This window comes from Leptospira terpstrae serovar Hualin str. LT 11-33 = ATCC 700639 (genome assembly GCF_000332495.1).
In the GTDB taxonomy this organism is placed as follows: domain Bacteria; phylum Spirochaetota; class Leptospiria; order Leptospirales; family Leptospiraceae; genus Leptospira_A; species Leptospira_A terpstrae.
The window spans coordinates 222,536-249,273 of record NZ_AOGW02000018.1 but is presented as its reverse complement, the minus strand read 5'-3'; the positions used below and the strand labels follow the sequence as shown (position 1 = coordinate 249,273).

Below are 26,738 nucleotides of genomic sequence, written 5' to 3'. Positions count from 1 at the left end.
AAGATAGACCTTAGATAGAATTGGTCAAGAAATTTTTTTCCTAATACTTAATGAGTAGAAGCTTCAATTTCTAAGATACGTTTTCTTAGATCAGAAGCCGTTTCATAATTTTCGATTTGAATGGCATTGAACTTTTGAATGTACAATCCCACTAGTTCATCTCCCATCTTTCCTGGAACTGAGAGGGCTTTTTTAAAATTATCAATGTCTAGTGTAGGGTGGTTGTTATGGAAGTAGTCAACAATCCGTTCCATTTTAAGTCTAGTGGCTTCTCTTGCAATTCCCGATGTGTTGCGAAATTCTAAGGAAAGGCTAGCCAGTGTTTCTAAGGGTTCACTCACCTGCTCTAAATGTTCTGTTAGGCTTGTGGTTTGTGTTTTCTTTTCTTTTGCCTTACAAAACTCCACATAACGCATGACCATCGAGTTGAACTGTTCCATCCTTTCTTGGATGTATTGGTTTGCCGAATCTTTGTTCTCCGGCATCTGAAAGTCTGGGAGTTGTACCACATCATAAAGATGAATATTATCAGAAAGAATTTTCATCAGTTCCTCTTTGGAAGGAAGAGCCACTGGAGGAAAGGTGACTACTGGGTAGTTATCCCCAATTTTTAAAAAACTGACCACCACATTGGATGCTATGATTTTTCCGCCGGGCGCAATCGGGTTTTCTCCGAATACATGGCAGTATGCGATTAAGTTACCGGTGGGGTTGGGTTTGGAACCGCGTTCGAAATTCATAGTGTATCCTTTAGACTAAGAAAAAGCTCTTTAGAAACAAGTGATTTTTAATCTTCCCACTGGGCGATTTGGTCTTCTAAATTTTTTGCAATGCGGAAATATGCTTCTTTTAAAGGAGACTCACCCAGGTCAAGTAGGGCAGGTTTTCCTGACTCCCCAGAACTCATCATATCCAATGTCAATGGAACCGATCCGAGCTCCGGAACCCCCACTTGTTTGGAGAGTTTTTCCCCACCGCCTTTGGAAAAAACATCTGTTACATGGCCACATTTAGGGCAAGCAAACCCAGACATATTTTCTACAATTCCAAGAATGGGTACTTTTACTTGTTTGAACATGGCGGCAGCCCTTCCTGCATCCAGAACTGCCACTTCTTGCGGAGTAGTCACAATCACAGCTCCATCCAAATCAATGAGTTGTGCAAGTGAAAGTTGGACATCCCCGGTTCCCGGAGGAAGGTCTATAAAAAGATAGTCTAACTCTCCCCAAACAACGTCGTATAAGAACTGTTCAATGGCTTTCCCGAGCATGGGCCCACGCCAAACCACTGGTTGGTCTTCTGAAACCAAAAACGAAAACGAAATCAGTTTGATTCCATGTTTTTCAATTGGGTAGATTTTATCTTCTTCAGACTTTAATGCCACGCGACCATTAATTCCAAACATTTTACCGAGGGAAGGTCCGTAAATATCGGCGTCAAGGATACCCACCTTCTTTCCGTTACGTGCTAATGTTGATGCGAGATTGGCAGTTACTGTAGACTTACCCACACCACCCTTTCCTGATCCAACAGCAATGACCTTCTTTACGCCAAAGATTCGGTTCCCATCTTCCATCTTCAGGTTTTGGTCTACTTCAAATTTGATTTTGACCTTACCTGCACCTTCCAATTTGGAAATGAGTTGTCTTGTTTGTGCTTCAAGACCAATTTGTAATCGCCTATCTGCATTGGGAGTTTTGATTAATATCTCAATTCCTTCCTCTGTGGGAGTGACAGAAGCAACCATTCCCAAACTTACGATGTCTTTTTTTAGTTCAGGGTGTTTCACCTGCATAAGTTGTCTTTGGATGCTTGTTAAATCTACTTTTGAATTTGCCATGGTCTGTCCTTTTAGATGACACCTTCCGATTCTTCATAAAAGATCGGATTCGTCTCGATGAATTTGTCTTCTGAATAAATAAAACGTCGGTATCGAATAGAATCTTCTATTTCGATTAAATGAAATCCACATTCATGATTTTTATCTGATAGTCTTGTGCTTGATGCTGAATTGACAATGGAAAAAGGAGCACGAGGACCGGGAAGTTTAACCCAATTGGTATGAGTGTGTCCGTGTAAGTACAAAAGCGGTGGATTAACTTTTAATTTATCTACTACTTCTTCACGATTAGTCATCCGATGTGCCTTGGATTCAATTTCATTTACCGGATTCCATAACGGATGATGGCAGACAAGAACATAGGGTTCTTTGGTTGTACTTAAAGTTTTCTGAAGAACTTCCGGCGCAACATATCCATTCGCCGTAATTTTTGGGATTGCGAAATTGGAATCCCAACCAACAAAAAGTTTATCCCCAATTTTTTTAGTACGTATGTATAGTTTTGGATCAATAGAAGAACCGATCCACTCACCAAAAGTTTTTTCAAATAAGGGATTAGGTCCAATTGCCCTTTTTTGATAACGATCATGATTGCCAGGAATTAAAAATGTTTTGTCAGTAAGTAAAGGTTGCAAAATTTCTTTTGCGTTTTCAAATTCCCGAGGATGGGATACATTTGTCAAATCACCAGAAATAATAAGAGCATCATATTCTAATTTACTAATAGCTTCAATCATCGCCGAAATCAACACCAGAGGATGTTTTGATTTACGTCTCAATCGGTAATTGAGGTATCCGACAATTGCTTTTCCACGAAGTGAAAACAACGAAAGTTTCTTCGGGAAATGTAAGTCAGAAATATGAAGGATTTTCATTCGTTAATATCCATGATTCCGAGGATATCTCCTTTTTTCACTACCGATCCTTCTTCCATAATGATTTTTTTTAAGGTTCCAGAGTAGGGAGATTCTACGGGAAAAGCCGCTTTATCCGTTACAAGTTCGATCATTTCGTCCCCTTTTGCAACGGAATCACCCACCTTTCGAAGCCAACGAACTAATTCGATCTTTTCTGTATCACCCAAATCTGGAGTTTTTAAAAGGAATTCTTTCATGGACACAATCCTTTGCCACGGAAATGAAAACTGGTTTACAAAACCATGTTTTCCCGTTTTTTTAACATAAAAGTTTAGCGAACCTCAATGGGAAACGAGAAAATCAAATACAAAGGCACGGAAATCATCGAAAACTTGGACCAATTGATTCAAAAGGACTATTTCCATTTTGAACTAAGGGGACTCACCAAGTCAACACGAGATATTGTCAATGAAGTGGTTCAGGGAATTTTAAACCGCGTTGGGGCAAACCCACTGACATCATTTCATTTATTTAGCGGTCTTATGGAGGCCCTTTTAAATGCTGTAAAAGCAAACACACGTTTTGTGATCTTTCAAGATGAACTTTTGAACAAACTCACATCACAGGGACAAACTCCAGAAGAAGAAGCAGAAGAGTTACTCGATATTATTTTAGAAACAGAACCACTAAGGGATGCAATGCAACGTTACATTGTTCCCGATAAAATTAAAAAAGTGGTCCAAAAGATTCTAACTTTATCTGACAAAAAAAGATCAAAAAAACACAACCTCTCCATTGATGAAAAAGAATTCTTAACCATCGTTAGAGAAAAAGTAAAAAAGTATGATCTTAAAATTTCGATGAAAATTGAAATCAGACCTACTTCTGTATACATTCGGATCAGGAACGATTCCCCTATTATGGGAATGGATTTAAATCGAATTCGCAAAAGTAGAGAAAGACACGCAGAACTTGCCAAACAAGGAAACTCTGCAGAATTTTTTAGACCAGACTTTTTGGATGAAAAGGAAAGCGCTGGATTTGGCATTGCGATGATTGATGAAGGTTTTTATAATTTAGGCCTTGATCCATTGGAATGTTTTGATATCCAAACTAGTAAAAAAACGACAACGGTTTACCTCAACTATCCGTTAGAGGCTCTCCAAAAGATGGAGTTTTGATACAGACAATTCCAATGACTTGGGAATCTTTCGAAGGGGAATACCGGAAAACCGGTGGTCTTCTTTTCGAAGATTCCCTTTCTCATCCTGGTTTCACCGTTTGTGATTGGTATTTTGACCCAAAAGAAGAAGAACAAATTCTTTTTTCAAAAAACAATTCCATCAAAGAAACAATCAAAAACAGCTTATCAAAGTTAGATGACTATCGTAAAGAAGGATACTATCCGACGGGGACTGTTTTCTTTGAACTAGGATATTTTTTTATCGAAGGATTGGATATTAGCAATTCTGGCCTTTCCGAAGGAACTCCCCTACTCCAATATACCATCTACAAACAAAAAAAAAGAATCCAATACCCAAATCCATCTCCAAACCAACTTAAAGGTTCCCATTTGAAAAAAATGGAAGTTCTTTGGGATAAAGAAACTTATACAAAAAAATGGGAAAAAACAAGAGATGCCCTTTTACTTGGTGAAAGTTATGAATTGAATCTTTGTTTTCCTATTTCGATCACTATCGAAGGTGATTTGTTTTTATACTATCAATCCTTAAAAACAAAACAAAAAACAAAATATTCGGCTTACTTTCCAACCAAAGATTCTAGAATTTTATCCTTTTCTCCTGAATTATTTTTTGAAGTACAGGGAGATCAAATCCAAACAGAACCGATGAAAGGAACTATCCTTCGTGGTTACACATCAAAAGAGGATGAAAAAAACAAATCCAACCTCAAGTCCTCTGCAAAGGAAAGAGCAGAAAATGTAATGATTACAGATCTTTATAGAAATGATTTGGGTAGGATCGCCAAACAAGGGACAGTGCAAGTGACTGATCTTTTTTTAGTGATGGGCCTTTCCACAGTTTGGCAAATGGTCTCCAAGGTGGAAGCAAAACTTAAAGAACCATTTACTTGGTTTTCGGTTCTCAAGGCTCTCTTTCCATCTGGCTCAGTGATTGGAGCTCCCAAACGTAGGTCCTTTGAAATTTTGCGAAGATTAGAAGGAAATGATAGAGGGCTTTACACAGGATCCATATTCGTATCAGAACTGTTAGATGGAAAACCATGGATTCGTTCTAACGTGACCATCCGCACCATGCACTTAAAACCCAATGGAAATCTTTGGTCTGGTATATACGGTGTAGGAAGTGGAGTCACAGTACTTTCGGATGCAGAACCAGAGTATGAAGAATGTTTATCTAAATTAAAATTCATCACCAATCCCCATCTTCCTCCGTTTGAAATTTTGGAAACATTACGTTTCTATAATGGACATTATTTCTTAAAAAATCTCCATTTGGAACGTATGGAAAAAACGGCAAATCGTCTTGGGTATCCATTTTCAAAATCCAATGCAGAAGCTACGTTAAAAACCTTAGCTGATGTATCCAAAGGAAGATTACGGGTTCGATTGTTACTCAGTGAAAGAGGTGAATTTCGTGGAGAAACTTTTTCATTAACAAAAACAAAAAAAAGGCCCACCATTCGCATAGGTTTTGCAAACCAACCAGTAGATTCTAAAGATATATTTCTTTATTATAAAACTACAGAACGAACCTACTACACAGAACAATTGGAAGAGTGTAAAACAAGAGGTGTGGAGGACTGTGTTTTATTTGCTGCAAACGAAGAAGTATTAGAAACTAATATTCGAAATCTTTTCCTGCGAATAGGAAAGGTATGGATGACACCTTCTCTTGAAAAAGGGGGCCTTCCTGGAGTCTTTCGAGAAGCACTCCTAAGGAAAGGTTGGGTCAAAGAAACGGCCCTATACAAATCCGATATAGAAACCGCCGATGAAATCCTTGTAGGAAATTCACTGCGCGGATTCGAAAGAGTCGAATTCATTTCCCATTCCATCCCAGACGAAAAACCTAAATCTTTCTAGCTAGATTCCCTTTCCGTCGGCATTCGATTATAAAATAAACCGACTTAAATCTTTATCTTCAATGATTCCTTTGAGTTTGGAAGACACATAACTTTCGTTAATTACCACTTGTTTTTGGTCTGGTGGAAGGTCCGGTGCATCAAAACTTGTATCCTCCAGAAGTTTTTCCATGATGGTATTGAGTCTTCTTGCTCCAATGTTTTCGTTTTTTTCATTCATCTGGAACGCTAGTTTTGCGATCTCAGCGATTCCATCGGTTGTGTATTCAATTTTTACACCTTCTGTGGCAAGGAGAGCTTCATACTGTTTAGTTAGCGAAGATTTGGGAGTGGTGAGGATTTTGATAAAATCGGATTCTGTAAGAGTTTCTAGTTCCACACGAATTGGAAAACGTCCTTGGAGTTCTGGGATAAGATCGGAAGGTTTTGTCATATGAAAGGCGCCGGCTGCAATAAACAAAATATGATCGGTTTTTATGGGGCCAATCTTTGTATTCACCGTAGAACCTTCAACAATGGGCAAAAGATCTCTTTGTACTCCTTCGCGGGATACATCGGCCCCTTGGCGTCCTTCACGACCTGCAATTTTATCAATTTCGTCTAAGAAGATAATTCCCATTTCTTCCACACGTCTCACGGCTTCCGATTGGATTTTATCTGTATCGATGAGTTTTTCAGCTTCTGATTCCGTAAGAAGTTTTTGAGCTTCAGATACTTTTACCTTTCGTTTGCCCGATTTTTTAGGCATCAAATCACCGAGTAAACTTTGAAGTTGGTTGTCCATATCTTCCATATTACCAGCACCAAACACTTGCAACATAGGCATACCCGACGGCGCGGAAGGTTTTGGAATGTCAATTTCGATTTCTTGTTCGTTCAGAATTCCTTTCCGAAGTTTTTCTCGAAACTTTTCTCTGGATTCTTTGTAACTAAGTTGTCTTTCTTTCTCTTCTGGATTTAGGTCTTCTTCTTTTTTATGAAAGATGGGGGGAAGAATGGAATCAAGGACAAGTTCTTCTGCTTTTTCAATTGCCTTGTCTTTCACACGATCCCGAAACTCTGCTTTTACTAAATTGAGAGCACCCATGGCCAAATCTCGAATCATAGATTCAACATCCCGACCCACATAACCCACTTCTGTATATTTAGTGGCTTCTACTTTTAGAAATGGAGCACCACATAACTTTGACAGACGGCGCGCAATTTCTGTTTTACCGACACCTGTAGGTCCAATCATAATGATATTTTTTGGATAAATTTCTTCTCTTAAAGTTTCATCCAATTTACGTCGTCTGGAACGGTTACGAAGTGCCACAGCCACAGCACGTTTTGCTTTGGTTTGTCCAATGATATGTTCATCCAAACGTTCTACAATTTGGCGCGGAGTTAATTCCTCAGCCGGGTTTTGTGAGTCGGCAATTTCTGCAAGTATAGTTGGGTATGTCATTTATAATTCCTCAATCACCAAATTATGGTTAGTATAGATACAAATATCTGCGGTGATATGCATTGCCTTTATGATAATTTCTTTTGGATCCAGATCTGTGTTTTGGACAAGGGCTCTTGCCGCAGATAGGGCAAAATTGCCTCCAGAACCAATGGCAAGAACTCCATCATCTGGCGAGATCACATCTCCTGTTCCTGAAATTAAAAAAGATTCATTGGCATCACAAACAATCAGGAGGGCTTCGAGTCTACGTAACATTCGGTCCATCCTCCACTCACGAGCCAGCTCCACGGCAGCCCTTGACACAGACCCACCATGTTCGATTAATTTTTTTTCAAAAAGTTCAAAGAGTGTAAATGCATCCGCAGCACTTCCCGCAAATCCAGCGATCACCTTACCGTTGTAAAGTCGTCGGACTTTTTTTGCGGTATGTTTCATCACGGTGTTTCCCATGGACACTTGACCATCTCCCCCTACGGCAATTTTACCGTTTTTACGAACAGACAGGATGGTCGTTGCATGAATTGTTTCCATAAGGATAATTTTACAAATCGGGAACGGGTGTCGAGAAAAATGGAGGTTACTTTCTTTTGATTAGAACCATCTGGTTCCCTATCTCAAAAGACTGGTCTAAAAAATAATAATCGGTGAGTTCTTTGATCATAAAAAGACCTATCCCGTGTTCACGGTAATCACTCAAATCAAAACTACGAAGTTCGCCCGGTTCGACTTTTTTTCCGTAGTCCCTAAGTTTGATTTCGACTCGGTCTTTATCGAATTGTATTTCAAGAAAAATGGGTTTGTTGGTCTGTCCTGAATAGGCGTGGCGAATGACATTGACAATGGCTTCTCCAATCACAAGTTTTAAGTCCATGGAATCAAATAGGGAAAATCCATGTTCTAAACAAAGATTAAAAAAGTAATTACGTGTGTGAGAAACGAAGCGAGGGTTGGATGGGATTTGGATACGGACTACCTTAGAGTAGTCCGCTTGTTTCTTTTGGTTCGACATTATCCTCTCGGATGGAATTTCTTATGAACTTCCTTCAGAGTTTTATTTGCCATATGGGTATAAATCTGAGTCGTCGAAATATCGATATGACCCAAAAGTTCCTGAACCGATTTGAGATCCGCATGGTTCTCAAGTAGGTGAGTTGCAAATGAGTGGCGAAGAGTGTGTGGTGTAACTTTTTTCTTTATTTTTGTGCGTTTGATGTAGTGATTAAGAAGACGCCATACCGACTTACGATTGATATACGAACCTTTTTTAGAAACAAATACAAACTCGCAAGTTCTTTTTTTCAAAATTTCTGTGCGACTTTCTGTGAGGTATTTTTTCAAAATCTCCAATGACTTTTCGCCAAAAGGAACTAGGCGTTGTCTTCCACCTTTCCCTTCCACAGTGATCGTCATGTTTTCCATGTCGATGTCTGTCATTCTTAAGTTACATGCTTCAGAAATACGAAGGCCAGATGAGTAAAGGAGTTCAAAGATACATTTGTCACGAAGTTCGTATAAATTGTCCTCTTTGATATTACGAAAGAGTTCTTCAATTTCCGTTTGTGTTAAATAATCAGGGATGGTTCTTGCTACTTCCGGAGTTTCGATTTTTTCCGTTGGATTGGAATCCAAACGTTTTTCATCACGGAGGTATTTGTAAAATTGCCGAATCGCGACCACTTCACGTGCCAGAGTTTTTGCAGAGATTTTGCGTTCCCTTTCTTCTTCTAGAAAACGCATGATGTCGTTTGCTTTTACTTCTAAGAAGTTGATATGTTCTTTTTCCAAGAAGATCGCAAACTTATTGAGATCATATCCATAGGAATATATCGAATTATCGCTCAGTCCTTTTTCTACGGACAGATATTCTTGGAATGTTTGTAAAAGCTGATTTTGAGAAACTGGCAATTTGGAACCCATCTTTACTCTCTTATGTTACTTAAAGAGTCGGACAAAAAGCTTAAAGAGACTTATTATTTTTTTTGCCACAAATGGCTATGTCAGGAAAAAAGGAGATGTGGTTCATAGAAACTCCCTCATTTTTTTACTCACGCTTTCTTTACTGTTAGTCGTTAATTGCGGCCGGAAAGAACGATCCCTATTTGAAGAAGGAAAAAAATGGGAAATGGTAGGAGAAAAAACAAAAGCTCTCTACTACTACGAACTTTCCCTTCGGGAGAATCCCGACTACGATCCCGTTCTCAAACGGATGGGACTACTCCTTGCGGAGAGCAATCAGTCTATCGCTACTGCCATCTTTTATTTGGAAAAATACCACAAACAAAAAAAAGACGATACAGAAGTACAACGTGAACTCTTCCGACTCTATCTTACCACAGGATATGAAAAAGAAGCATTGGAAATTTTGGAAGAAATCCGGTTCCAAGGAAAAAAAGAAACTTTGGAATTTTTTGAAACCACCTACCTTTGCCTTACGAGAGGGTTCAAACAGAAAGACTACCTTCTGACTTTAGAAAAAAGCCCTCTGGCAGGGGACCCGTATTACGCGCCTTGGGTCAGGGCTTGTGAAACAAAATAAACAGGAAACCCTGAATTCCTGTCTAAACAATAAAGAACAAGATACAGAATAGGAGAAATTATGAACCATAAAGTTGTCATCATCGGATCCGGTCCCGCAGGACATACAGCAGCCATTTACGCAGCCAGAGCCAATTTAAACCCGGTGATGTATGAAGGTTTTATGGCAGGAGGAGTGGCCGCAGGCGGACAACTCACGACCACAACCGAAGTAGAAAACTTTCCTGGATTCCCAGAAGGAATCGATGGAACCAAACTTACCCAACTCTTTCGAGAACAATCCGTAAAATACGGAACCACCATCCACACCCAAACCATCACCAAAGTGGATTTTTCGAAACGCCCTTTTACCATTTGGTCTGACGACGAAGAAATCAAAGCAGAATCCATCATCATTGCCACAGGTGCCACTGCCAAACGAATGCATGTCCCTGGCGAAGAAACTTTCTGGCAACGAGGGATCTCCGCTTGTGCCGTTTGCGATGGTGCCCTCCCCATCTACCGAAACAAAGCCCTCGCAGTTGTAGGTGGAGGTGACTCTGCTGTAGAAGAAGCAAACCACCTGACTAAGTTTGCTTCGAAAGTGTATTTGGTGGTACGACGAGACCAACTCCGTGCTTCCCAAATCATGCAAAAGCGAGCCATGGAACACCCCAAAATTGAAATCCTTTGGAACCAAACCGTAGTGGAAGCCAAAGGTGGTGCAACAGGACTAACCTCCATAGTACTCGAAAGTACAAAAGACAAAGCAAAGAAAGATTTAGAAGTGGGCGGATTGTTTTATGCCATTGGACATGTGCCCAATACCCAAGTTTTCCAAGGCCAGTTAGATTTGGACGAAACTGGGTACATCCTCACGAAACCAGGCACCACACAAACCAATGTGACGGGCGTTTTTGCAGCGGGTGATGTGCAGGACAAAGTGTACCGCCAAGCGATCACCGCAGCAGGCAGCGGATGTATGGCGGCACTCGAAGCAGAACGTTGGTTAGAAGGTCACTAAGGAGTGACCGGCTTTCCTTCCGCATCTTTATAGGATTTTGATTCCAAATTAAAAAATATCACCGAATCTCCTTTCGGTGATATATATTGTTTTTTTCCATCTTCCCATTCAATCAGAGTAAAATTAGATCCTCTATAAAGGATTTGGTTTCCTGGAAATACATTGGCCTCCCAGGATTCCCCATACCAGCGGTAATTTCCTTTTTTCCAAAGGTAAAAATAACTCCCATTCGGACCAAGGAAATCCCCTTCCAATTTTTCAGAAAAAGAATCCACGGAAGCAAGAAAGGTCTTTTGTAAACTGGGCAATTGGGTGTAGGACTTGACCTCTAAAGCGGATTCTGGAAGAGAAAAACCTTTTTCTAAAAATGATGAATATTCAGCGGGAAACTTTGTATTCATGATAGTATAACCAGCTAACTGGAGTTTTTTGCCATCGCGCAAAACAGAATCTTTCTCTTTTTCAAACCTTTGCAAACTATCTTTCAAAATTTGATCCGGAGATACACCGGTAGCATTTTGTAAGGCCAATGCCGGTGCCGTTCCTAAACAGGTTTCTTTTTGATAAGATACAATGGCTTCTTTTCCGTAGGTTTCATGGATATGTTTTACGAGAAGTGGCCCAATCGAATAAGGAATTAAATCTTTAAATTTGACATCTAACAGCGATTTGAAAGTTTTAGGGACTTTGTTTTCTCGAATTAACTTTTCAGCATCATTATAAATATGAAATCGTTTTCTTTCATAGAACTTTGCCTCTACGTAATTGGCGAGGCCTTCCTCAAACCAAGGATCTGAAATATCTGCAGATGGGATTTTTCCTGTTTCTGACTGAATTTTTAAACAAGATATCTGTTCTAAATTATGAACTGCTTCGTGGTAAAAAACTCCGAAGTGCACACGACGCAGTGCATCCGCATCAAATTCTGGATTCCCGGAGGATTGTGGCATTTTTTCTCCACAACATAAGCTAATGGAATCTCTTCCCCCAAACCCTCCCTCTTCTGATCCACCAGGGATATCGGCACCAATGTATTCTTTGATATCCTCATATTTGTCGAATAACAAAACAGGAATTTTTCCCCGATTTTCTAATTGAAATTCCGATTTCATAAATTGGAAAAAAGGTTTCAATTTAAAACTATCACCAAACACGCGTAAATACTCTGTCCACTTTTCTGAACCGTAAAATATATAATTTGCAAATTCCAATTTTGGTTTTCCAAACTTAGTTTCACTTACGAGTAGGTAGTTTTCAAAATTTAGTGGTTTTTGGTGGATATAGTCGTATTCTTTTCTGTTAGAAATCCAATACTTCGTAATTTTGGTTAAGTCAGGATAATTCCATACCAGTGTCGGCAAACATCCATTACATGCAATGGGTGCAGATATAAAACCAATTCCAGTCGGAAAATCAAGTTTAAAGGTTCCATTTGCCCATTCAGTATACACACTGCCATCGGCCCTTTTCCACTGGTAATGATTTTTGGCCCATTGGTAAACCTCACCACCGTCTGGCCCGTTGTAATAACCAGGAGTTGGTTCTAAAAAACCTAATTTTAAATCTTCTAGTTTTGGTTCTTGGAGTCTTTCTACCGTAAGATAGGAAGTGGGGGCCGTCTCGCCAAAATCGAAATACAATACATCGGAGCTTGGGCCACGTTTGAGCGGAACTAAGGCACGTTCCGTTTCGGAAAAAATAACGGTAGTTAGGAGGAAAACTATGGAAACAATAATCTTACGAATCATGGGGCAGAGATGAACTCACTTGACGCCCCAATGGTCTCCGAAAATCAATGCTCTGTCAAGTGGATTCTAAACGGAGTTTTGGTTCCGATAGGCAATCGCGATTTGCCCTGTGCGAGAAATCTCACGAATTCCAAAGGGCTTCAGAACTGATATTATATTGGCAACTTGCCTCGAATTTCCAGAAAATTCAATAAGGAGAGAATCTTCCGTCATTTCTAGAATTTTAACATCGAACCCATTGCAGATGGTGAGTGCTTCACTGCGATTCCCTTCTGTAATGGAAAAGGAAATGAGCACAAGTTCCCTTTGGACAGAACTTGCATAAGCCATGTCTTGGACTCTCAATACATCAGGCAGTTTGAGGAGTTGGTTTTTGACTTGGCCAACCACAAAATCATCTCCGTTAAGGACGATGGTCATAGAAGAAACTTCCGCGTTGTCCGTCACACCCACGGCAATCGAATCGATATTGTATCCACGGCGAGTAAAAAGGCCGGAAACATGGCTCATCACACCAGGGTGGTTATTGACTAAAATACTTAGAGTGTGTTTCATTTTTTCAATTTCCCCAAGTCTTTGAATTCGATTAAGTCTTGTTGTGATTTTCCTGCAGGGATCATCGGGAACACTTTTTCTTCTGCTGGGATCATCACTTCGATAAGAGCTGATCCACTATCTTTTAAGAAAAAATCTACACCCTTTTCAATTTCAGATTTGTGTTCAATCTTCATTGCAGGGATTCCGTACGCTTCCGAAAGTTTTACGAAGTCAGGATTATAAGTCCACTGGGACTCACTAAAACGTTCTTCATAAAATAGTTCCTGCCACTGGCGAACCATTCCAAGAAAGTTATTATTAAATAATAAGATTTTTACACCTAACTTCGATTGTGCGATAGTGGCAAGTTCCTGGATACACATTTGAAAAGATCCATCCCCTGTTACACAAATGACGGTTTTGTCTGGATTTCCAAATTTGGCACCAATGGCCGCAGGAAGACCATACCCCATTGTGCCAAGTCCGCCAGAAGTTAACCAAGTATTAGGACGATCAAAAAGATAATATTGGGCTGCCCACATTTGGTGTTGGCCTACATCAGTCGAGACGATGGCCTCCCCTTTGGTTCTAGCATACACTCTTTGCAAGAAGTCTTGGGGTTTGATGCTGTCTCCACTATTATCATAATCGAGAGGATGGTTTTTCTTTAAGGTTTGGATATTTTCAATCCAAGAACTTCGGTCCCCCCCTTTGACAAAAGGAAGAATTTCCCGGATGGCATCTTTTAAATCTCCATGTAGGATATGATCTACATTGATCCGTTTGTTAAACTCAGCCGCATCAATGTCCACATGAGCACGAATGGCATTCGGTGCAAAGTCTTGGTATTTGGCAACACGGTCATCAAACCGAGCCCCTAAGTTTAATATGTAATCACACTCTAACACTGCTTTGTTGGCATAAGCTGTTCCGTGCATTCCAAGCATTCCCACAGATAGTGGATGTGTCCCAGGAAAAGCACCAAGACCCATAAGAGTTGTAGTTACAGGTGCATTTGCTTTTTCTGCCAAAGCTTTGATTTCAGCGGAAGCAAAAGAATTGATCGCACCACCACCAACATAGAGTAACGGGCGTTTGGCCCCGTTTAAAACTTCTGCAAATTCTTGTGGGTCGCCTTTGACTTTTGGTCTTTCATAATGATGAGGAGCAATTTTAAGTGAAGTTGCTTTTCTTACTGTTGTTTTTTGTGTTTGTACATCTTTCGGAAAATCAAGAAGAACAGGTCCTGGTCTTCCCCCCATCGCTATTTTAATGGCTTCTTCGAAATGACGAGCAAGATCATCTGCCTTTTTGATGAGAGCGTTGTATTTGGTAATAGGAATGGTGATTCCAAAAATATCTGCCTCTTGAAAGGCATCGGTTCCGATGGCATCTGTAGCAACTTGTCCAGTGATGGCAAGGATGGGAATGGAATCCAATTTGGCGTCGGTAAGACCAGTGATTAAATTTGTAGCACCAGGACCTGAAGTAGCAATACAAACACCTAACTTGCCTGTAGAACGTGCATAACCTTCGGCCATATGGACGGCACCTTGTTCATGGCGAACAAGGATATGTTTGATTTTTTTACTATGATAGAGTTCGTCGTAGAATGGGAGGATAGCACCACCAGGGTATCCAAAGACAATCTCCACACCCGCTTCTTCCAATAATTCGACCATCAGTCGGCCGCCTGTAATTGCTTCGGTTGTAGATGACATACGTTCCCCCCTATTGTCATTTCTGCAAAAAAGAGCCTGTTGTCAATGTTCTCACGTTTTTGAGTCGATTTTTACTGTCTAAAAAAGAATGCTGAAAATTGGACCGAGGATATGGAAAATACAGATACTGAAAAGCCACAAGAAGATGAAAAGTTCACAAAAATAAAAGCCCTTGCAAAAGAGGCCTATCGTTTTCTTGATCAGGGTCGGTTTAAAGAAGCCAAGGAACGATTAGACATATTACTGGATGAAGATCCATCCAACACTTATGGCCTCGTAGGTCTTGGTGATTATTATGCCAAAACTAAACAGCCAGAACAGGCAATTCAATACTATAGAAAATGTTTAGCCGGTGATACTACCAATAAGTTTTCTCTTATGGGACTTATGAATGCATATAGAGATTTAAACAGTCTCAAACGTATCATCGAAGTTGCCGAAGAATTCCACCACATAACAATCACAGACGCAAGTATCCTCTCCAGAGTTGCCGACGCACATAGAAAACTAAAGAATTTTAAAGAATCAGAAGTTTATTATATGGAAGCCCTTCAGATCAATCCCAATGACCAGTATGTCATTGTTGGGCTTGGGCATTTGTACTTTGCCTGCCAAAGGTATGTAGATGCCATCCAGTGGTGGGAAAAACTACTTTCCAGCCAACCAAACAATATCAAAATCCTTACCGAAATAGGTAACAGTTATCGCAAAATAAAAGATTTCGATAAAGCCATTCTTTACTATGACCGTGCCAAAGAACTAGATCCTAAAAACTTTTTTGCACTTTACGGACTTGCAGAATCCTATCGTGGTAAAAAAGATTTTAAAACCGCCATTACCTTTTGGGAAAAAATACTCGAATCAGATCCAGACAACAAACTCATTATCAATCGTTATGCAGACTCACTTCGTGGTCTTGGGAATTACGACAAAGCACTCGAATGTTTTAATAAAATTCTAGCAAGCGGTGATGATTACTTTGCCTTACTTGGAAAAGCGGCCGCCTTACGCCTCATTGGTGATTTAGAAAAAGCCGAAGAAATATACTTGGGACTTCTTTCCAAGTCTCCAAGTGATCCAAGACCTGCTTTGGAACTTTCTGATCTTTGGGACATTATGGGGAAAAAACCAGAGGCGATTAAACTTCTGGAAGATTTAGCGAAGAAAAATCCTTCTAATGAATCCATCCGAGAAAGAATTGAATATTTAAAAGATTAAATATTTGATACTTCTTCTATCTTTATGAAGAAAAAATAAAGAAAAACCAAAACGGCAAAAACTCCAGTGACAATAAAAGTGACTGGAGCCCCAAAGAGAAACCATAACCAACCTGCCACTATACTTGCAAAAAATGCACAAATGCTTTGTAATCCCGTATACATACCAATGGCAGTTGCAGTTTCACTTCTAGGGATGGAATTGCTAACCCAGGCTTTGGAAATCCCTTCTGTTGCAGCCGCGTACAGACCATACAAAAAAAATGCCAGTAAAATCAGAACAGAACTTTGAACAAAACCCATCAGTAAATAAACAATAGCATAAATCCCGAGACCAAGTAAAAACATTGTTTTTAATCCAATTTTATCAGCTATCACTCCTAGTGGATAAGCAAAAACTGCATATACCAAATTGTAGAAAATATAAATCCCGATGACTAAATGATCATCCAATCCAGCTTCCTTTGATTTTAATATCAAAAACACATCCGAACTGTTCCAAAAAGCAAACACCAACAGACCAACAACTAACTTCCTATAGTTGGGATTTGATTTTTTCCAATAGGAAAGAAAATTAAATAAAGAATTATTTTGTTTAGTTAGATTTCTTTGAATGGGTTGGTCCTTTTTCTCCTTTAATAGGAAAGTAAAACCAATGGCGATCAAACCTGGCAAAAAAGCCAAATAAAATAGAAAAATATAATCGTTAGGATGGGAATACAAGTAAACTAAAGCGAAACTGGGGCCAATTACTGCACCCAATGTATCCATTGCTCGATGAAATCCAAAAACTCTGGCTTTAGTTTTATTTGTGGCTTCGGAGGATAAAATAGCATCCCGTGCACCTGTTCGAACCCCTTTTCCAATTCGATCCAAAATACGTGAAACTAAAACAACGAAAGGGACTTGGCTTATACTTAATAATGGTTTTGAAATGGCACTCAATGCATATCCAAATCTGACGAAAGGAACACGTTTTCCAGTAACATCCGATAGGTGACCAAAGTATCCTTTTCCGTAACCGGAAACCACTTCAGTGATCCCTTCTAGTATCCCAATAAACAGGATAGAATATCCAATCGATTTGAGGTAAATAGGCAGAACAGGGTATAACATTTCGCTTGCGATGTCTGTAAACAGACTCACAAGCGATAAAACCAAGACGGTTTTAGAAATGTATTTCAAAGAGGAGAACCCACCGCACCTTAAGGAGCGATGGTTTTGAGTAGGCTTAAATCTTCTTTTTTAAAGACTTTGATGGTAGTTTTGTCACCTTCTTTCGGTTTCCCTGTCACATAGATTTTATCACCAAAGAATGTGAGTTCCGAATTTTCTTCAACAGGTTCTTCTGTCCTTTTTTCAAAGGTTAGGTCTGATTTAAATCTTGAGACATGGTATTTGTCTTTTACCTTTTCAATCACGTAGATTTTGTCTTCACGATTGATCATAGGTGTTCTCCAGAAAATATCTGCAGATTCACTTGTTTTTTTAACACTTAATTTGTCTGGATCAAGTAATACCAGTTTGTGTTTACGAGTTTCTACTTTTTCGCCGTCATACCCAAGAACGAGAACTCCTTGGTTTGCGATTTCTTTAAATTCCTTGGAACAAATGTTGTTATAGGAACTTTTATAAAGTGCATCGTCTTTGGCAGGATCAATGGCCCAAAGTTCGTTAGAATAATGTCCATCTGTATCGTATTTGATAAACTTCATAAAAAGAATTTTGTTGTTCACAACATTGTCACTTTGTTCTTCTTTTTTCTTCAGTTCTTCTTTAGTTTGTGCAAGCTCAGATTTTAATTCCTCAACTTTAGCTTCCACCTTTTGGACAGTGTCATCTTTTTTCGCTGTGTCACCACCAGTGCGAGCTTCTTCTTTTTTAGCGATTTGTTCTTCTTTTTTACTGAGCTCTTCTTTTTTGGCTTCGACAGCTTCTGATTTTTTATCAGTGTCTTTTTTCTCTTGTTCTATTTTTTTGATGTCTTCCGTTTTCTTTTCAATCTCAGCTTTGTTTTTCACTGGATCTTTTTTTAATTCATTGATGCTCGCAACTGTTTCTGCCTCTTGTTTTTTCAGAGCATCTTTTTTGTCTTGAAGTTGTTTTTGTTCGTTAGCCACTTCTTGTTTTTTATCTTGCAAAACCTTTTTTTCATCTTTAAGTTTATCGGTTTGCAACTTATCCATTTTTTTGGCTTCGTCTTCCATCTTCTGTTTGGTGGCTGGATCTTTTTCTTTATCCTTTACCGTTTTGTTGACGTCTTTTTCTAACTCATCTGTTGTGAGATCTTTCCCACTATCTTTTAAAATATTTCCTTCAATAGGAATGATGATTTGCGTTTTACCTGGCCAATTTTTATAAACGGTATCGATTCCTAATTTATCACTGGATGTTGCGGCAATCACACCCTCTGTGTATTTTTTAGTAAAAAACTTTGAATCTTTTCTGTGAGTGGCATTATAGTAAAGGATGTACTGAGCTAGAGTCTCTGCATTCCCTACTTTGTATTGAAAGGATTTTTCCACATAGGAAGCGATGATCCTTGCAATCGAATTGACATGATCAAAACTTTGCGACTCTGACAGAAAAAGGATGTCGGCTCCGAGTTTTCCATCCTCACCAGGAAGAATTCTTTGGATTTTGACTCCATCGACGGTAGCCGTATTTTCTTTGGCCAAGGTTTCTGCGAGTTTACGACCAATTTCGGTATTTTCTTGGATAATGTCATCAGATGCCTTACGTAAGGAGCGGTTGATGAATTCAATTTTTTTGGAACCCTTGATTTCGGACTCACCGAGAGGGGCTTTGGACTGAGCGGTCAGGGAAAGACCGCCTAAGAATAGGCAAATGATGATGGAACGAGAAATTCTCATTGTTTCCTCACGAAAATTGGGGTAAAGATGCCCACAAGAATAACAACCTTTCCGATTCTGCAAAGCAAGTTTTAGAATAAAAATCTATTTACCGGCGGGTGGATATTCAAAATTCTGTGGGTGGATGCCAACGTTTACACATAGAATCTTCAATTTTAATGCCGGTCCTGCCATGTTACCCACTGAAGTCATGGAAGAAGCAAATTCTGAGTTCCTAAACTACAAAGGAACAGGAATGTCCGTGATGGAAATGAGCCACAGAGAGAAACATTTCCTAAATATTTTGAACGAATCTCTTGCCGATCTGCGAGACCTTCTAGAACTACCTTCGCGTTATGCGGTCGTTTACTTTCCCGGTGGAGCTACTTTACAATTTTCCGCCATTCCTTATAATTATTTAGCAACAGGAGAATCTGCGGATTTTGCGGTCACTGGTGTTTGGGCTAAAAAAGCTTTTGAAGAAGCAAAGAAATTTTACCCCAATGTAAAATCTATTTTTAATGGAGCAGATTCTAAATATACGGAATTACCCACCATTACCGATGATCTCGTAAATGAGGGAGCTAAGTATGTTTACATCACTTCCAACAATACCATTTACGGAACTCGTTATAAAACCTTTCCTAAATTAAAAAAGGCACCTCTATTTGCCGACATGACAAGCGAACTTTTAAGTCGTAAACTTCCCATTGAAGACTTCTCTGTAATTTTTGCAGGAGCTCAAAAAAACATTGGCCCTTCTGGGCTCACTCTCGTGATTTACGACAAAGAAAAATTGCCAGAACAAACACACCCCATCCCCAATCTGATGAATTATTCGCTTATGGAAAAAAATGGTTCCAACTATAATACACCTCCCACCTATTCTATCTACATAGCCAGTCTTGTTTTCAAATATTTGAAACGAAAAGGTGGGCTTGCGGCCATGGAAGCTGTAAATGAAAGAAAGGCAAAAAAATTGTATGATGCATTAGATGCTTCTTCTTTATTTTATGCGACAGTTCCGGAAAACTTTCGTTCGGCTATGAATGTAGTCTTTCGAAGCCATAACGATAGTTTAGATTCAAAATTTCTGGCACTTGCCGAAGAACAAGGGTTTGCTGGTCTGAAAGGATATCGTGACGTAGGTGGTTTTCGGGCTAGCATTTACAATGCAATGCCAGAAGAAGGAGTGGATTCCCTCATTTCTTTTATCAAAGAATTTGAACGAACCCATGGTTAATTTTCCAAAATCCACTTTTAGTTTTTTTCTTTTTTTTATTGGATCCGTTTCTGCACATTCCCTTTGGATTCCCGAAGGTTATCTTGGATGGGAGAAAGCTAAAGATTGTTATTTGCCTTTAAAAAAAGAAATTCAGCAAGGGGCGATTAGCCCCAATCTCCTCAATTTAGACCGAGCCAAAATGGGAGAATATGCAAAGGAATCAGCGGAACTACGGATTTCCTCCTTAAATTGTTTTCGTGAGAATGTAGCCAAGGATCTACCCGAAGACGCAGTCTCTGAGGATTTGGGAGAGTATTTTAAAGCCTCTATCCTTGCTGAAAAAGAAAAGGAAGATATGTATTTTTCCTATGAATGGAGGATATTACTTTCTGACAATCGTCCTTATCCACTCACACCGGGAGAAGTTAATCTCGCCAAACAATGGTTTGAATCCCGATTGGAAATCAAAACTGAAATCACAAATCTAACAATGGAATTCCTTTCCGAAAAGGATCCCAAGGGAAAAGAATCCCGTTATTTAGATCTATTTACTGGTTACTACGGGAGCCTACTCCGAGAACGAGATAAGTTTTTACTCTCACTCTCTGTGGAATCATACCAATCCTACACCGAAGCCCTAAAACATAGAAAGGAGAAAGCCGAATGAAAGAAAAAATTGGAATTGCGTCTGACCATGGAGGATTTGCTCTCAAAGAATTCCTCAGGAAAAGTCTCGAGGAAACCTACGAAATTGTCGATTACGGTACTAAGAGCGAAGAGTCCGTCGACTACCCCACCATCATTGGAGATGCCTGCCGAAAGGTTCTTTCCGGTGAAGTTCCGAGGCTCATCGCCCTTTGCGGAACAGGCATTGGAGCATCCATTGCTGCCAACCGTTTCAAAGGCATTCGAGCGGCCCTTTGCCATGACGAGTTTACGGCGGAAATGTCCAAACGCCATAACAATGCCAATGTATTGGTTTTAGGGGGAAGGGTTCTCGGAACGGATTTAGCACAGAGAATCGTAAAAAAATGGATAGAAACAGAATTCGAAGGTGGAAGGCACCAAAAACGATTGGGACTGATCGAAGAACAGTCGTAATCCTATTCTTAATTTGGGGTCTGCCCGTATTTGGATGGGAAGTCCCCAAAAAAGAAATTCTTAACCTTAGCCTCTGGAAAAAAACCGGCGTAGTTCAAAATTCCGAACCTGGCAAAAAGAACTTTCTCAAACCCAAAGAAAATACCCCAAAACAAGGCGAACTCTTCTTCGACTTTGAAGGAGAGGTGGCAGACCCACAAACCACTGAAACCGGAATTCCATTTAAATCAAAATCCATTTCCGTAGTTTCTTCTTCTTATTTGGTGGATGACCAAACTTATTTTTTTGGCAGAAAATCTGCTTATTTTTCCGGACGAAGGAATCAAATCCACTTATCTGTATCTGGAAATTCACTTTTTGGAACCCATCCCGACCCGTTTACGATTACCATCCCCATTCGATTGGGCGAACAAGGGGCAGGTTCTGTAATTTTAGACAGAACCGTATTTGTGAAGGGAAAAAAATATGGCATCTCACTCGAGTTAAACGAAAGTAAACCCACCGTTTCTGTTAATAACCTACTCCAAAAATCTGATGGTAGAACCACAAGTTTTACGTTAGAATCACCGGTAAAAATCAAACGCAAAACTTGGGAAGTTATCTCTATCTATTTTGATACTATCAATCATAAGTTTGTATTGTATCAAAATGGAATCGAAACCGCAGAATATGAAAATAAACAAGCGGATACTTTGGGTTTTGGTTTTCCTGAAAATGATTCTACTCCTCTTGTTCTCGGAAAATCTTTTTATGGAAACTTAGATGGATTCCATATCCATAAAGGTGATCCAGAATTTGAATATACAAAATTTGAATCGGTTCGTTACGATGATGAAACTAAAATTGGATATATGGAGGGAAGTACTGCCCTATCTCCCGTTTTAGAAACCAAATACAGTAATTCTTCACTACTTCGCATTCATTGGAATGTAGAACAACCAAAAGACACGATGTTAGAACTTTACTTTAGAGGTATGAATCAAAAGTTTTTAGATACAAATACAAGTCTTCCCTGGACAAGAATTAAGTCTCTTGATAAAGAACTTCCAAAAAACAAATTTAAATTCTACCAATGGAAATTATGGTTTCGACCAGACCCCATGGGTAAATCAGTTCCCAACGTACAATCGTTAGCCTTCGAATATACGGAACAAACACCTCCAGATCTTCCCACTCGATTTCGTTTGGAATCAAATTTGCTGGTTGGAAAACCCCTTTGTTTTTTATGGAATTCCAACCATGAAAAAGAAGTCCAAAATGGTGGGGGTTATATCATTCACTATGGATTACTCCCTAATCGAATGTTAGGTTCTGTATTTGTAAAAAAAGATAAAAACGGAAACCTAACCAAAATCGATGGTAATGAGGAGGACAGTGGGTTTCAAAATAAACGTTTTTGTATTACGGAAGAAACATTGGTGAATAATATATATATCCCTGAAGGGGAACTTACTTCCGAAGAATACCGACCTCTTGCTGACCAAGTTGATCATTCTAGAAAGGAAAAGAGAGGGCTTCTCTTTCAACCCGGTTTGACATATTATTTTAGAATTTCAGCTTACAACCGCTATTTGAATGAATGGGATTCCAAGGACCAACGAAGTCCACTTTCTCCCCCTATTTCATTTAGTTTCCCAAAAGAAGTTTCGAACTAACAGCAAAGGAAGGGAGGTTACCTCCTTTTCCGAGTCGACAACCAATACATCCATTCCTTCCTTTAAAGCGATCGCCATTTCCATATCGCAAGTTTCTGACATAAAAATTTGTGTTCTGACAGCTTCCGTATCCAAATCAAATATCGAATCTGTGAGATCTTCTAGATAACGTAGGATTTGTTTTTTTTTCTCACCATCGAGGGGATCTAAAAGTTGGAATAATAAAAATAGGGAAAGTGAGGATGTAAAAAATCTCTCATGAGCATCTAAGGAATCCAACAATAACTTTTGGATTTTTGTTTTACGCGAAGACCTAAGCAAAGCATAGAGAAATGATGAAGTTAAATAGAGTTTCAATCAAGTAACTCCGTAAGAGCGACAAGGGCTTGTCTTCGTAAAAGTTCTGATTTTTGAATGATTTCATTTTTGAGAGCCATTCGAATGAGTTCCCCTTGCGAAACTCCCCTTCTTGATGCTTCATTTTTTAATAAAATTTGTTCCTCTTCCGAAAGTAAGATTTGAAACCGTTTATCAATTTTTGCCATTAGTCTTCTTCTTCCAATTCTTTTTCAGCCTTTTCAAATTTACGCCAATACAAATTTGCATCCTGCCACTGCCCTAGGGATTCATAAAGGGAAGCTATATTATAATAAGATTCGGTCAAACGATAATCCAATTTGACTGCTTTTTGAAAGAGTTTAATCGCCTTCTCTTTGTTATCCGAGAACCACTCACTAAACGCCCAAAGGTAATACCAACGGCCTAAATTGGGATCCCTTGGCCTTACCTTTTCCAAATGCAAAACATTTTCCTGAAAGAGTTTGGAGGATAGATTATAATTTTTTTGAATTAGTTTTGCTTTATTAATTCTATCCTCTGCGGGTTCTTCTGGCCTTGGTACAGACAAATCAGTTCTATACAGAAGGGATTTTGCATAAAGTAGTTTAAAATAAAGTTCGTTCTGGCTTAGTTCAAGATAACGTTCCAAATACGGTATGGATGAAGTTTCTTCATCTACTTTATGAAGATTGTAAATTTGTTTTTTTAGAGCCGTTGTTTCTTCTTTTTTTTTGCTACCACCGGCCCAGAGAGTTTGGATGGATAAGAGAAAAATACAAACAAATTTAAAAGTAAAGGTAGAAGTTTTGTCCATCGTCAGGGAATTTCATCGATTTGATATCATGGCGAAATGGTAATTCCTGTAATTTTTGAATCACAGAAAGGTATAAATCTTTTGCCGTTACAATCAACATAGAATTAGGTGAGGTTTCAATCAATCGATCTTTGCTTTCCAGATAAGTTTGTATAGAATCTACAAAATGTTTTTTGGAACGTTCCCATTCAGGAGAAGGATGGTATTCTGGCCATTGGATGCGAAGAACCGAAGTGGCCCTCTTTCCACCAAAGGTAGCTTGCATAAAGGAACGAATCATCCATGACAAACTATCCTTCAAAAACTCAGGTTTTCTTTCTTCTTTTTCTACAAGGACATGCAGGGCGGGAATCACTTGTCGAAGTTTGTCCTGAATCATCCGTTTATGAGAATCGAGAAATTTACTTCTTTCTTCTTTATTTAAAAGGACTAAAAAGATTCCAGGGAATCCCAAGGATTCCATGTGAAATGCGATGATGGCTTCTGTTTGCAAAAGAATTTCCCAAGAAAACTTCTTAGCAATAAACCGATCAAGTCGAACAACATCATCCACATCAAGCAGAGCAAAACCAGTTTCATCAAAAGGTAAATAAGGATCATGGTGTAAAAAAATTAGATTAGAACGAGTATTATAGTCTAATCCAGATGAAATTTGGTTATGAAAGGAACCAAGTGAATCATTTAAGAATAAATAAGAAAACCTAGGCGAACCAAGTCTCGAGATAAAGTTTTTTGTATAACCTACAATCCCATCATATGAAATTTCATTCTCACGATAGATTTTATCAAGTAAAGCATACTCCACTCGTTTTTCTTCTGGGACCAAGGTAAGAAAATTTTCTTGGGTAGATTTTGAATCTTGTGATTCTTCTCTTTTGGTAACGGAGTGAACAAGTTTTTCTAACTCAGGATTAAAAATAGTTTCTCGTTTTTTTTGTACTGCATCTAAGATCGCAATTCGTTTCCAAGTGGCAGGTGGAAGTATTTTAAAACTCGTTTTTTTCACAGGATTTGTATTGTTTGTAATGGGTTCCACTTTTGTTTCAATTCCTTCTTTGTGAATTGGCGTTTTTTTTATCTCTACTTCTACTACAACTGAATCTTCACTCACCCGAGGGGATTCCCCTAACATGCCGCTATGTTCCCATTTTCGTTTGATGGATGCCCACAATACAAAGAAGATCCACGGCCCTATAAATAAATAACCAAAACTAAATAGATAAGGAGGAAAGGAAGAATAACGATATACAGATAACCCTGATAAAAACCCTGGTTTCCCTTGGTCTTTAGAAGTATAATAAGAATGGAATTTATGATGTAAAAATCCTACCGATTGTTTTTTGGAATCCAAATGGACAAACTTGGATGTATCTTCACCTTTCCAAGCCCTTGGATTGAATAGAACCTGTTCCTTACTTTTGTTATCCGATAGTTTTGCCGACACCAAAGGAAAATAAAATTCATCACGGTCTTTTTCTTTTTTTGCTTGTAAAAAACTAGAATCGAGTACAGCGACAAGGATATCGATCGATCCATTCCTTGTATTTCGTTTTGGAATCAGATAAACTAAATTCATCTCGGATTCAAGTAACATAGTGATCGGATGGCTTTGGATTCTTTCAAACAATCCAAAAATTTCAGTACCAAATCGATTTTGAATTGTTTTACTATCTGTAGATCCTTCTTTCCATAGATAAAGTTCAGAAACAATTCTTTCTGTTTCGCCGAGACCGCCGCCTTCTCCAAGGCCTTCTCGAAGTAAATTTTTTTCAAGCACGGAAAGTGTCTCTTCAAACTGGACTAACCTATGTTTTGTCCATGGTTTATAATAACGATAGTCAGGGAAAAGTTCGAAGCTTTTTTGATAAAACAAAAGTAAAATCAAATATACAACAACTGGGACAAGAATTCTACGTTTGAATTGATATCCATGAGTATGGATGACCATCCAAATAAAACGGATATAAAAAAGACCGGTAAAAGTAATAAGAAAAAGGATAAAACAACCAAACCTGATTTCATCGGTTTCGGAATCTGACTGTCTGAGTAAATAAATAGAAAAATGATCTGTGGTTTCTAAAATCAGTTTTGAATTTTCACCATCTAACTGCCATGTAATGGTCTGACCTTCTTTCCCAGAAAAAAGTCCCAGAAGTTGGTTACTTTCTCGATCCCCAGTCAAAATAGATTCATCATTCGTATATAATATTTTCTGTGACTTGGGTTCAAATGCCCAGTAAAGATATCCATACTCTAAGTTGGCATTTTGAATTTGTTTGGGTAAGGCTGGACCCAGAGGAAAAACTACAAAAAATTTTCCTGAAAGGTCCCTATACACATAATCACCGTTAGCAAGAGTTCGGAGTTTTCCCTCTAAAAGCCCTGTGGGGTCTTGCCTTAGTTCTTCTTGAAAGATTTCGTTAGTTTCGTCTGTACTATGAATAAGGCGAAGGGAATCATCATACAACCTTACATAGTTTAATCCCAGGGTTTGTTTGATTCGAGAGGTTACTTGAGAGGCACGGTAAGGCAACGCTGATTCTCGAAAAAAGAACTCGAGTGTATTCAAATACTCTTTTGTTCTGTCCTCATCAAAACGTTTTAGAGCCGAAATCAAATTGGATTTCATACGAAGGGGCCGAATCCATTCGAAATATCCAAAGAGTAGAGAGGTAACGAGAAGGGAAACTAGCAAGTATCCAAAAAGAATAGACAGGTTTCCGAAATTTCGTTTCATCATTCTAATTATCGGGTTGTCATTGGCAAAAACCAATCAGT

Annotated in this window: 26 protein-coding genes; 9 read left to right on the top strand and 17 right to left on the bottom strand. The window is 38.9% G+C overall.

Going from position 1 to position 26,738, the window contains the following annotated elements; translation table 11 throughout:
- Positions 1-47 precede the first annotated feature (47 nt).
- Genes LEP1GSC203_RS17355 through LEP1GSC203_RS17340 form a run of 4 tightly spaced genes read right to left on the bottom strand, consistent with a single transcriptional unit; the run spans position 48 to position 2,954 of the window.
- A complete protein-coding gene (locus tag LEP1GSC203_RS17355; RefSeq protein WP_002975334.1) occupies positions 48-740 on the bottom strand; it encodes a hypothetical protein in 693 nt (230 codons plus the stop codon).
- Positions 741-787: 47 nt separating this feature from the next.
- Positions 788-1,840 carry an Mrp/NBP35 family ATP-binding protein gene (locus tag LEP1GSC203_RS17350; RefSeq protein WP_002975511.1) on the bottom strand — a complete coding sequence of 351 codons (1,053 nt, stop codon included), beginning with the start codon at positions 1,838-1,840 and terminating at the stop codon, positions 788-790.
- A gap of 11 nt (positions 1,841-1,851) precedes the next feature.
- On the bottom strand, positions 1,852-2,715 hold the full coding sequence (locus LEP1GSC203_RS17345; RefSeq protein WP_002975207.1) for a metallophosphoesterase family protein: 864 nt from the start codon (positions 2,713-2,715) through the stop codon (positions 1,852-1,854).
- The gene (locus LEP1GSC203_RS17340) at positions 2,712-2,954 is read right to left on the bottom strand and encodes a biotin/lipoyl-containing protein (RefSeq protein ID WP_002975458.1); all 243 of its coding nucleotides are present in this window, start codon (positions 2,952-2,954) and stop codon (positions 2,712-2,714) included. Before LEP1GSC203_RS17340 ends, LEP1GSC203_RS17345 begins: the two co-directional genes overlap by 4 nt.
- An 87-nt stretch (positions 2,955-3,041) precedes the next feature.
- On the opposite strand from LEP1GSC203_RS17340, the gene LEP1GSC203_RS17335 reads away from it, so the two are divergent.
- The gene (locus LEP1GSC203_RS17335; RefSeq protein ID WP_002975364.1) at positions 3,042-3,878 is read left to right on the top strand and encodes a hypothetical protein; all 837 of its coding nucleotides are present in this window, start codon (positions 3,042-3,044) and stop codon (positions 3,876-3,878) included.
- 14 nt (positions 3,879-3,892) lie between these two features.
- On the top strand, positions 3,893-5,764 hold the full coding sequence (locus LEP1GSC203_RS17330; RefSeq protein WP_002975453.1) for a chorismate-binding protein: 1,872 nt from the start codon (positions 3,893-3,895) through the stop codon (positions 5,762-5,764).
- 27 nt (positions 5,765-5,791) lie between these two features.
- On the opposite strand, the gene hslU is transcribed toward LEP1GSC203_RS17330, so the two are convergent.
- The 4 genes from hslU to xerD are packed head-to-tail and all read right to left on the bottom strand — an operon-like array spanning position 5,792 to position 9,130.
- Complete coding sequence (gene hslU / locus LEP1GSC203_RS17325; protein WP_002975222.1) at positions 5,792-7,210, bottom strand: ATP-dependent protease ATPase subunit HslU; 1,419 nt, start codon at positions 7,208-7,210, stop codon at positions 5,792-5,794.
- Positions 7,211-7,744, bottom strand: a complete 534-nt coding sequence (hslV, locus tag LEP1GSC203_RS17320; protein ID WP_002975320.1) for an ATP-dependent protease subunit HslV — start codon at positions 7,742-7,744, stop codon at positions 7,211-7,213. It lies immediately after the preceding gene.
- 46 nt (positions 7,745-7,790) lie between these two features.
- On the bottom strand, positions 7,791-8,222 hold the full coding sequence (locus LEP1GSC203_RS17315; RefSeq protein WP_002975463.1) for an ATP-binding protein: 432 nt from the start codon (positions 8,220-8,222) through the stop codon (positions 7,791-7,793).
- Complete coding sequence (xerD, locus tag LEP1GSC203_RS17310) at positions 8,222-9,130, bottom strand: site-specific tyrosine recombinase XerD (RefSeq protein WP_002975202.1); 909 nt, start codon at positions 9,128-9,130, stop codon at positions 8,222-8,224. Before xerD ends, LEP1GSC203_RS17315 begins: the two co-directional genes overlap by 1 nt.
- Before the next feature lie 97 nt (positions 9,131-9,227).
- Between xerD and LEP1GSC203_RS17305 the strand changes: the two genes are divergently transcribed.
- Both LEP1GSC203_RS17305 and trxB read left to right on the top strand, forming a co-directional pair.
- Complete coding sequence (locus LEP1GSC203_RS17305; RefSeq protein WP_002975197.1) at positions 9,228-9,749, top strand: tetratricopeptide repeat protein; 522 nt, start codon at positions 9,228-9,230, stop codon at positions 9,747-9,749.
- A gap of 60 nt (positions 9,750-9,809) precedes the next feature.
- Positions 9,810-10,751, top strand: coding sequence for a thioredoxin-disulfide reductase (trxB, locus tag LEP1GSC203_RS17300; RefSeq protein ID WP_002975488.1), 942 nt, complete (start codon positions 9,810-9,812; stop codon positions 10,749-10,751).
- On the opposite strand, the gene LEP1GSC203_RS17295 is transcribed toward trxB, so the two are convergent.
- The 3 genes from LEP1GSC203_RS17295 to ilvB form a co-directional block, all read right to left on the bottom strand.
- Positions 10,748-12,499 carry a hypothetical protein gene (locus LEP1GSC203_RS17295; protein WP_002975476.1) on the bottom strand — a complete coding sequence of 584 codons (1,752 nt, stop codon included), beginning with the start codon at positions 12,497-12,499 and terminating at the stop codon, positions 10,748-10,750. The two genes, trxB and LEP1GSC203_RS17295, sit on opposite strands and share 4 nt — an antisense overlap.
- A gap of 66 nt (positions 12,500-12,565) precedes the next feature.
- A complete protein-coding gene (gene ilvN, locus LEP1GSC203_RS17290) occupies positions 12,566-13,054 on the bottom strand; it encodes an acetolactate synthase small subunit (protein WP_002975344.1) in 489 nt (162 codons plus the stop codon).
- Complete coding sequence (gene ilvB / locus LEP1GSC203_RS17285; RefSeq protein ID WP_002975425.1) at positions 13,051-14,757, bottom strand: biosynthetic-type acetolactate synthase large subunit; 1,707 nt, start codon at positions 14,755-14,757, stop codon at positions 13,051-13,053. The genes ilvN and ilvB overlap by 4 nt, the downstream gene beginning before the upstream one ends.
- A 111-nt stretch (positions 14,758-14,868) precedes the next feature.
- On the opposite strand from ilvB, the gene LEP1GSC203_RS17280 reads away from it, so the two are divergent.
- Positions 14,869-15,975, top strand: coding sequence for a tetratricopeptide repeat protein (locus LEP1GSC203_RS17280; RefSeq protein ID WP_002975267.1), 1,107 nt, complete (start codon positions 14,869-14,871; stop codon positions 15,973-15,975).
- Here the strand turns inward: LEP1GSC203_RS17280 and LEP1GSC203_RS17275 are convergent.
- Entirely contained in the window at positions 15,972-17,159 is a 1,188-nt protein-coding gene (locus tag LEP1GSC203_RS17275) for an MFS transporter (protein ID WP_002975490.1), read from the bottom strand. The genes LEP1GSC203_RS17280 and LEP1GSC203_RS17275 overlap by 4 nt on opposite strands.
- A gap of 20 nt (positions 17,160-17,179) precedes the next feature.
- Positions 17,180-18,847 carry a P83/100 family protein gene (locus tag LEP1GSC203_RS17270; RefSeq protein ID WP_002975295.1) on the bottom strand — a complete coding sequence of 556 codons (1,668 nt, stop codon included), beginning with the start codon at positions 18,845-18,847 and terminating at the stop codon, positions 17,180-17,182.
- Between the two features lie 124 nt (positions 18,848-18,971).
- On the opposite strand from LEP1GSC203_RS17270, the gene serC reads away from it, so the two are divergent.
- The 4 genes from serC to LEP1GSC203_RS17250 are packed head-to-tail and all read left to right on the top strand — an operon-like array spanning position 18,972 to position 22,807.
- Positions 18,972-20,069 carry a 3-phosphoserine/phosphohydroxythreonine transaminase gene (gene serC, locus LEP1GSC203_RS17265; protein ID WP_084765019.1) on the top strand — a complete coding sequence of 366 codons (1,098 nt, stop codon included), beginning with the start codon at positions 18,972-18,974 and terminating at the stop codon, positions 20,067-20,069.
- On the top strand, positions 20,062-20,718 hold the full coding sequence (locus LEP1GSC203_RS17260) for a hypothetical protein (RefSeq protein ID WP_002975518.1): 657 nt from the start codon (positions 20,062-20,064) through the stop codon (positions 20,716-20,718). The genes serC and LEP1GSC203_RS17260 overlap by 8 nt, the downstream gene beginning before the upstream one ends.
- On the top strand, positions 20,715-21,152 hold the full coding sequence (rpiB, locus tag LEP1GSC203_RS17255; RefSeq protein WP_002975248.1) for a ribose 5-phosphate isomerase B: 438 nt from the start codon (positions 20,715-20,717) through the stop codon (positions 21,150-21,152). Before LEP1GSC203_RS17260 ends, rpiB begins: the two co-directional genes overlap by 4 nt.
- Positions 21,083-22,807, top strand: a complete 1,725-nt coding sequence (locus tag LEP1GSC203_RS17250) for a concanavalin A-like lectin/glucanase (protein ID WP_232225932.1) — start codon at positions 21,083-21,085, stop codon at positions 22,805-22,807. Before rpiB ends, LEP1GSC203_RS17250 begins: the two co-directional genes overlap by 70 nt.
- Here LEP1GSC203_RS17250 and LEP1GSC203_RS17245 read toward each other — a convergent pair.
- From LEP1GSC203_RS17245 to LEP1GSC203_RS17230, 4 genes are read right to left on the bottom strand one after another with little or no spacing between them, the layout of a single operon-like run.
- Positions 22,775-23,164, bottom strand: a complete 390-nt coding sequence (locus LEP1GSC203_RS17245; RefSeq protein WP_002975419.1) for a hypothetical protein — start codon at positions 23,162-23,164, stop codon at positions 22,775-22,777. The two genes, LEP1GSC203_RS17250 and LEP1GSC203_RS17245, sit on opposite strands and share 33 nt — an antisense overlap.
- Positions 23,161-23,352 carry a CopG family transcriptional regulator gene (locus tag LEP1GSC203_RS17240; protein WP_002975230.1) on the bottom strand — a complete coding sequence of 64 codons (192 nt, stop codon included), beginning with the start codon at positions 23,350-23,352 and terminating at the stop codon, positions 23,161-23,163. Before LEP1GSC203_RS17240 ends, LEP1GSC203_RS17245 begins: the two co-directional genes overlap by 4 nt.
- Positions 23,352-23,960, bottom strand: coding sequence for a tetratricopeptide repeat protein (locus LEP1GSC203_RS17235; RefSeq protein ID WP_002975188.1), 609 nt, complete (start codon positions 23,958-23,960; stop codon positions 23,352-23,354). Before LEP1GSC203_RS17235 ends, LEP1GSC203_RS17240 begins: the two co-directional genes overlap by 1 nt.
- Positions 23,932-26,700, bottom strand: coding sequence for a hypothetical protein (locus LEP1GSC203_RS17230; protein ID WP_002975438.1), 2,769 nt, complete (start codon positions 26,698-26,700; stop codon positions 23,932-23,934). Before LEP1GSC203_RS17230 ends, LEP1GSC203_RS17235 begins: the two co-directional genes overlap by 29 nt.
- Between the last annotated feature and the right edge of the window lie 38 nt (positions 26,701-26,738).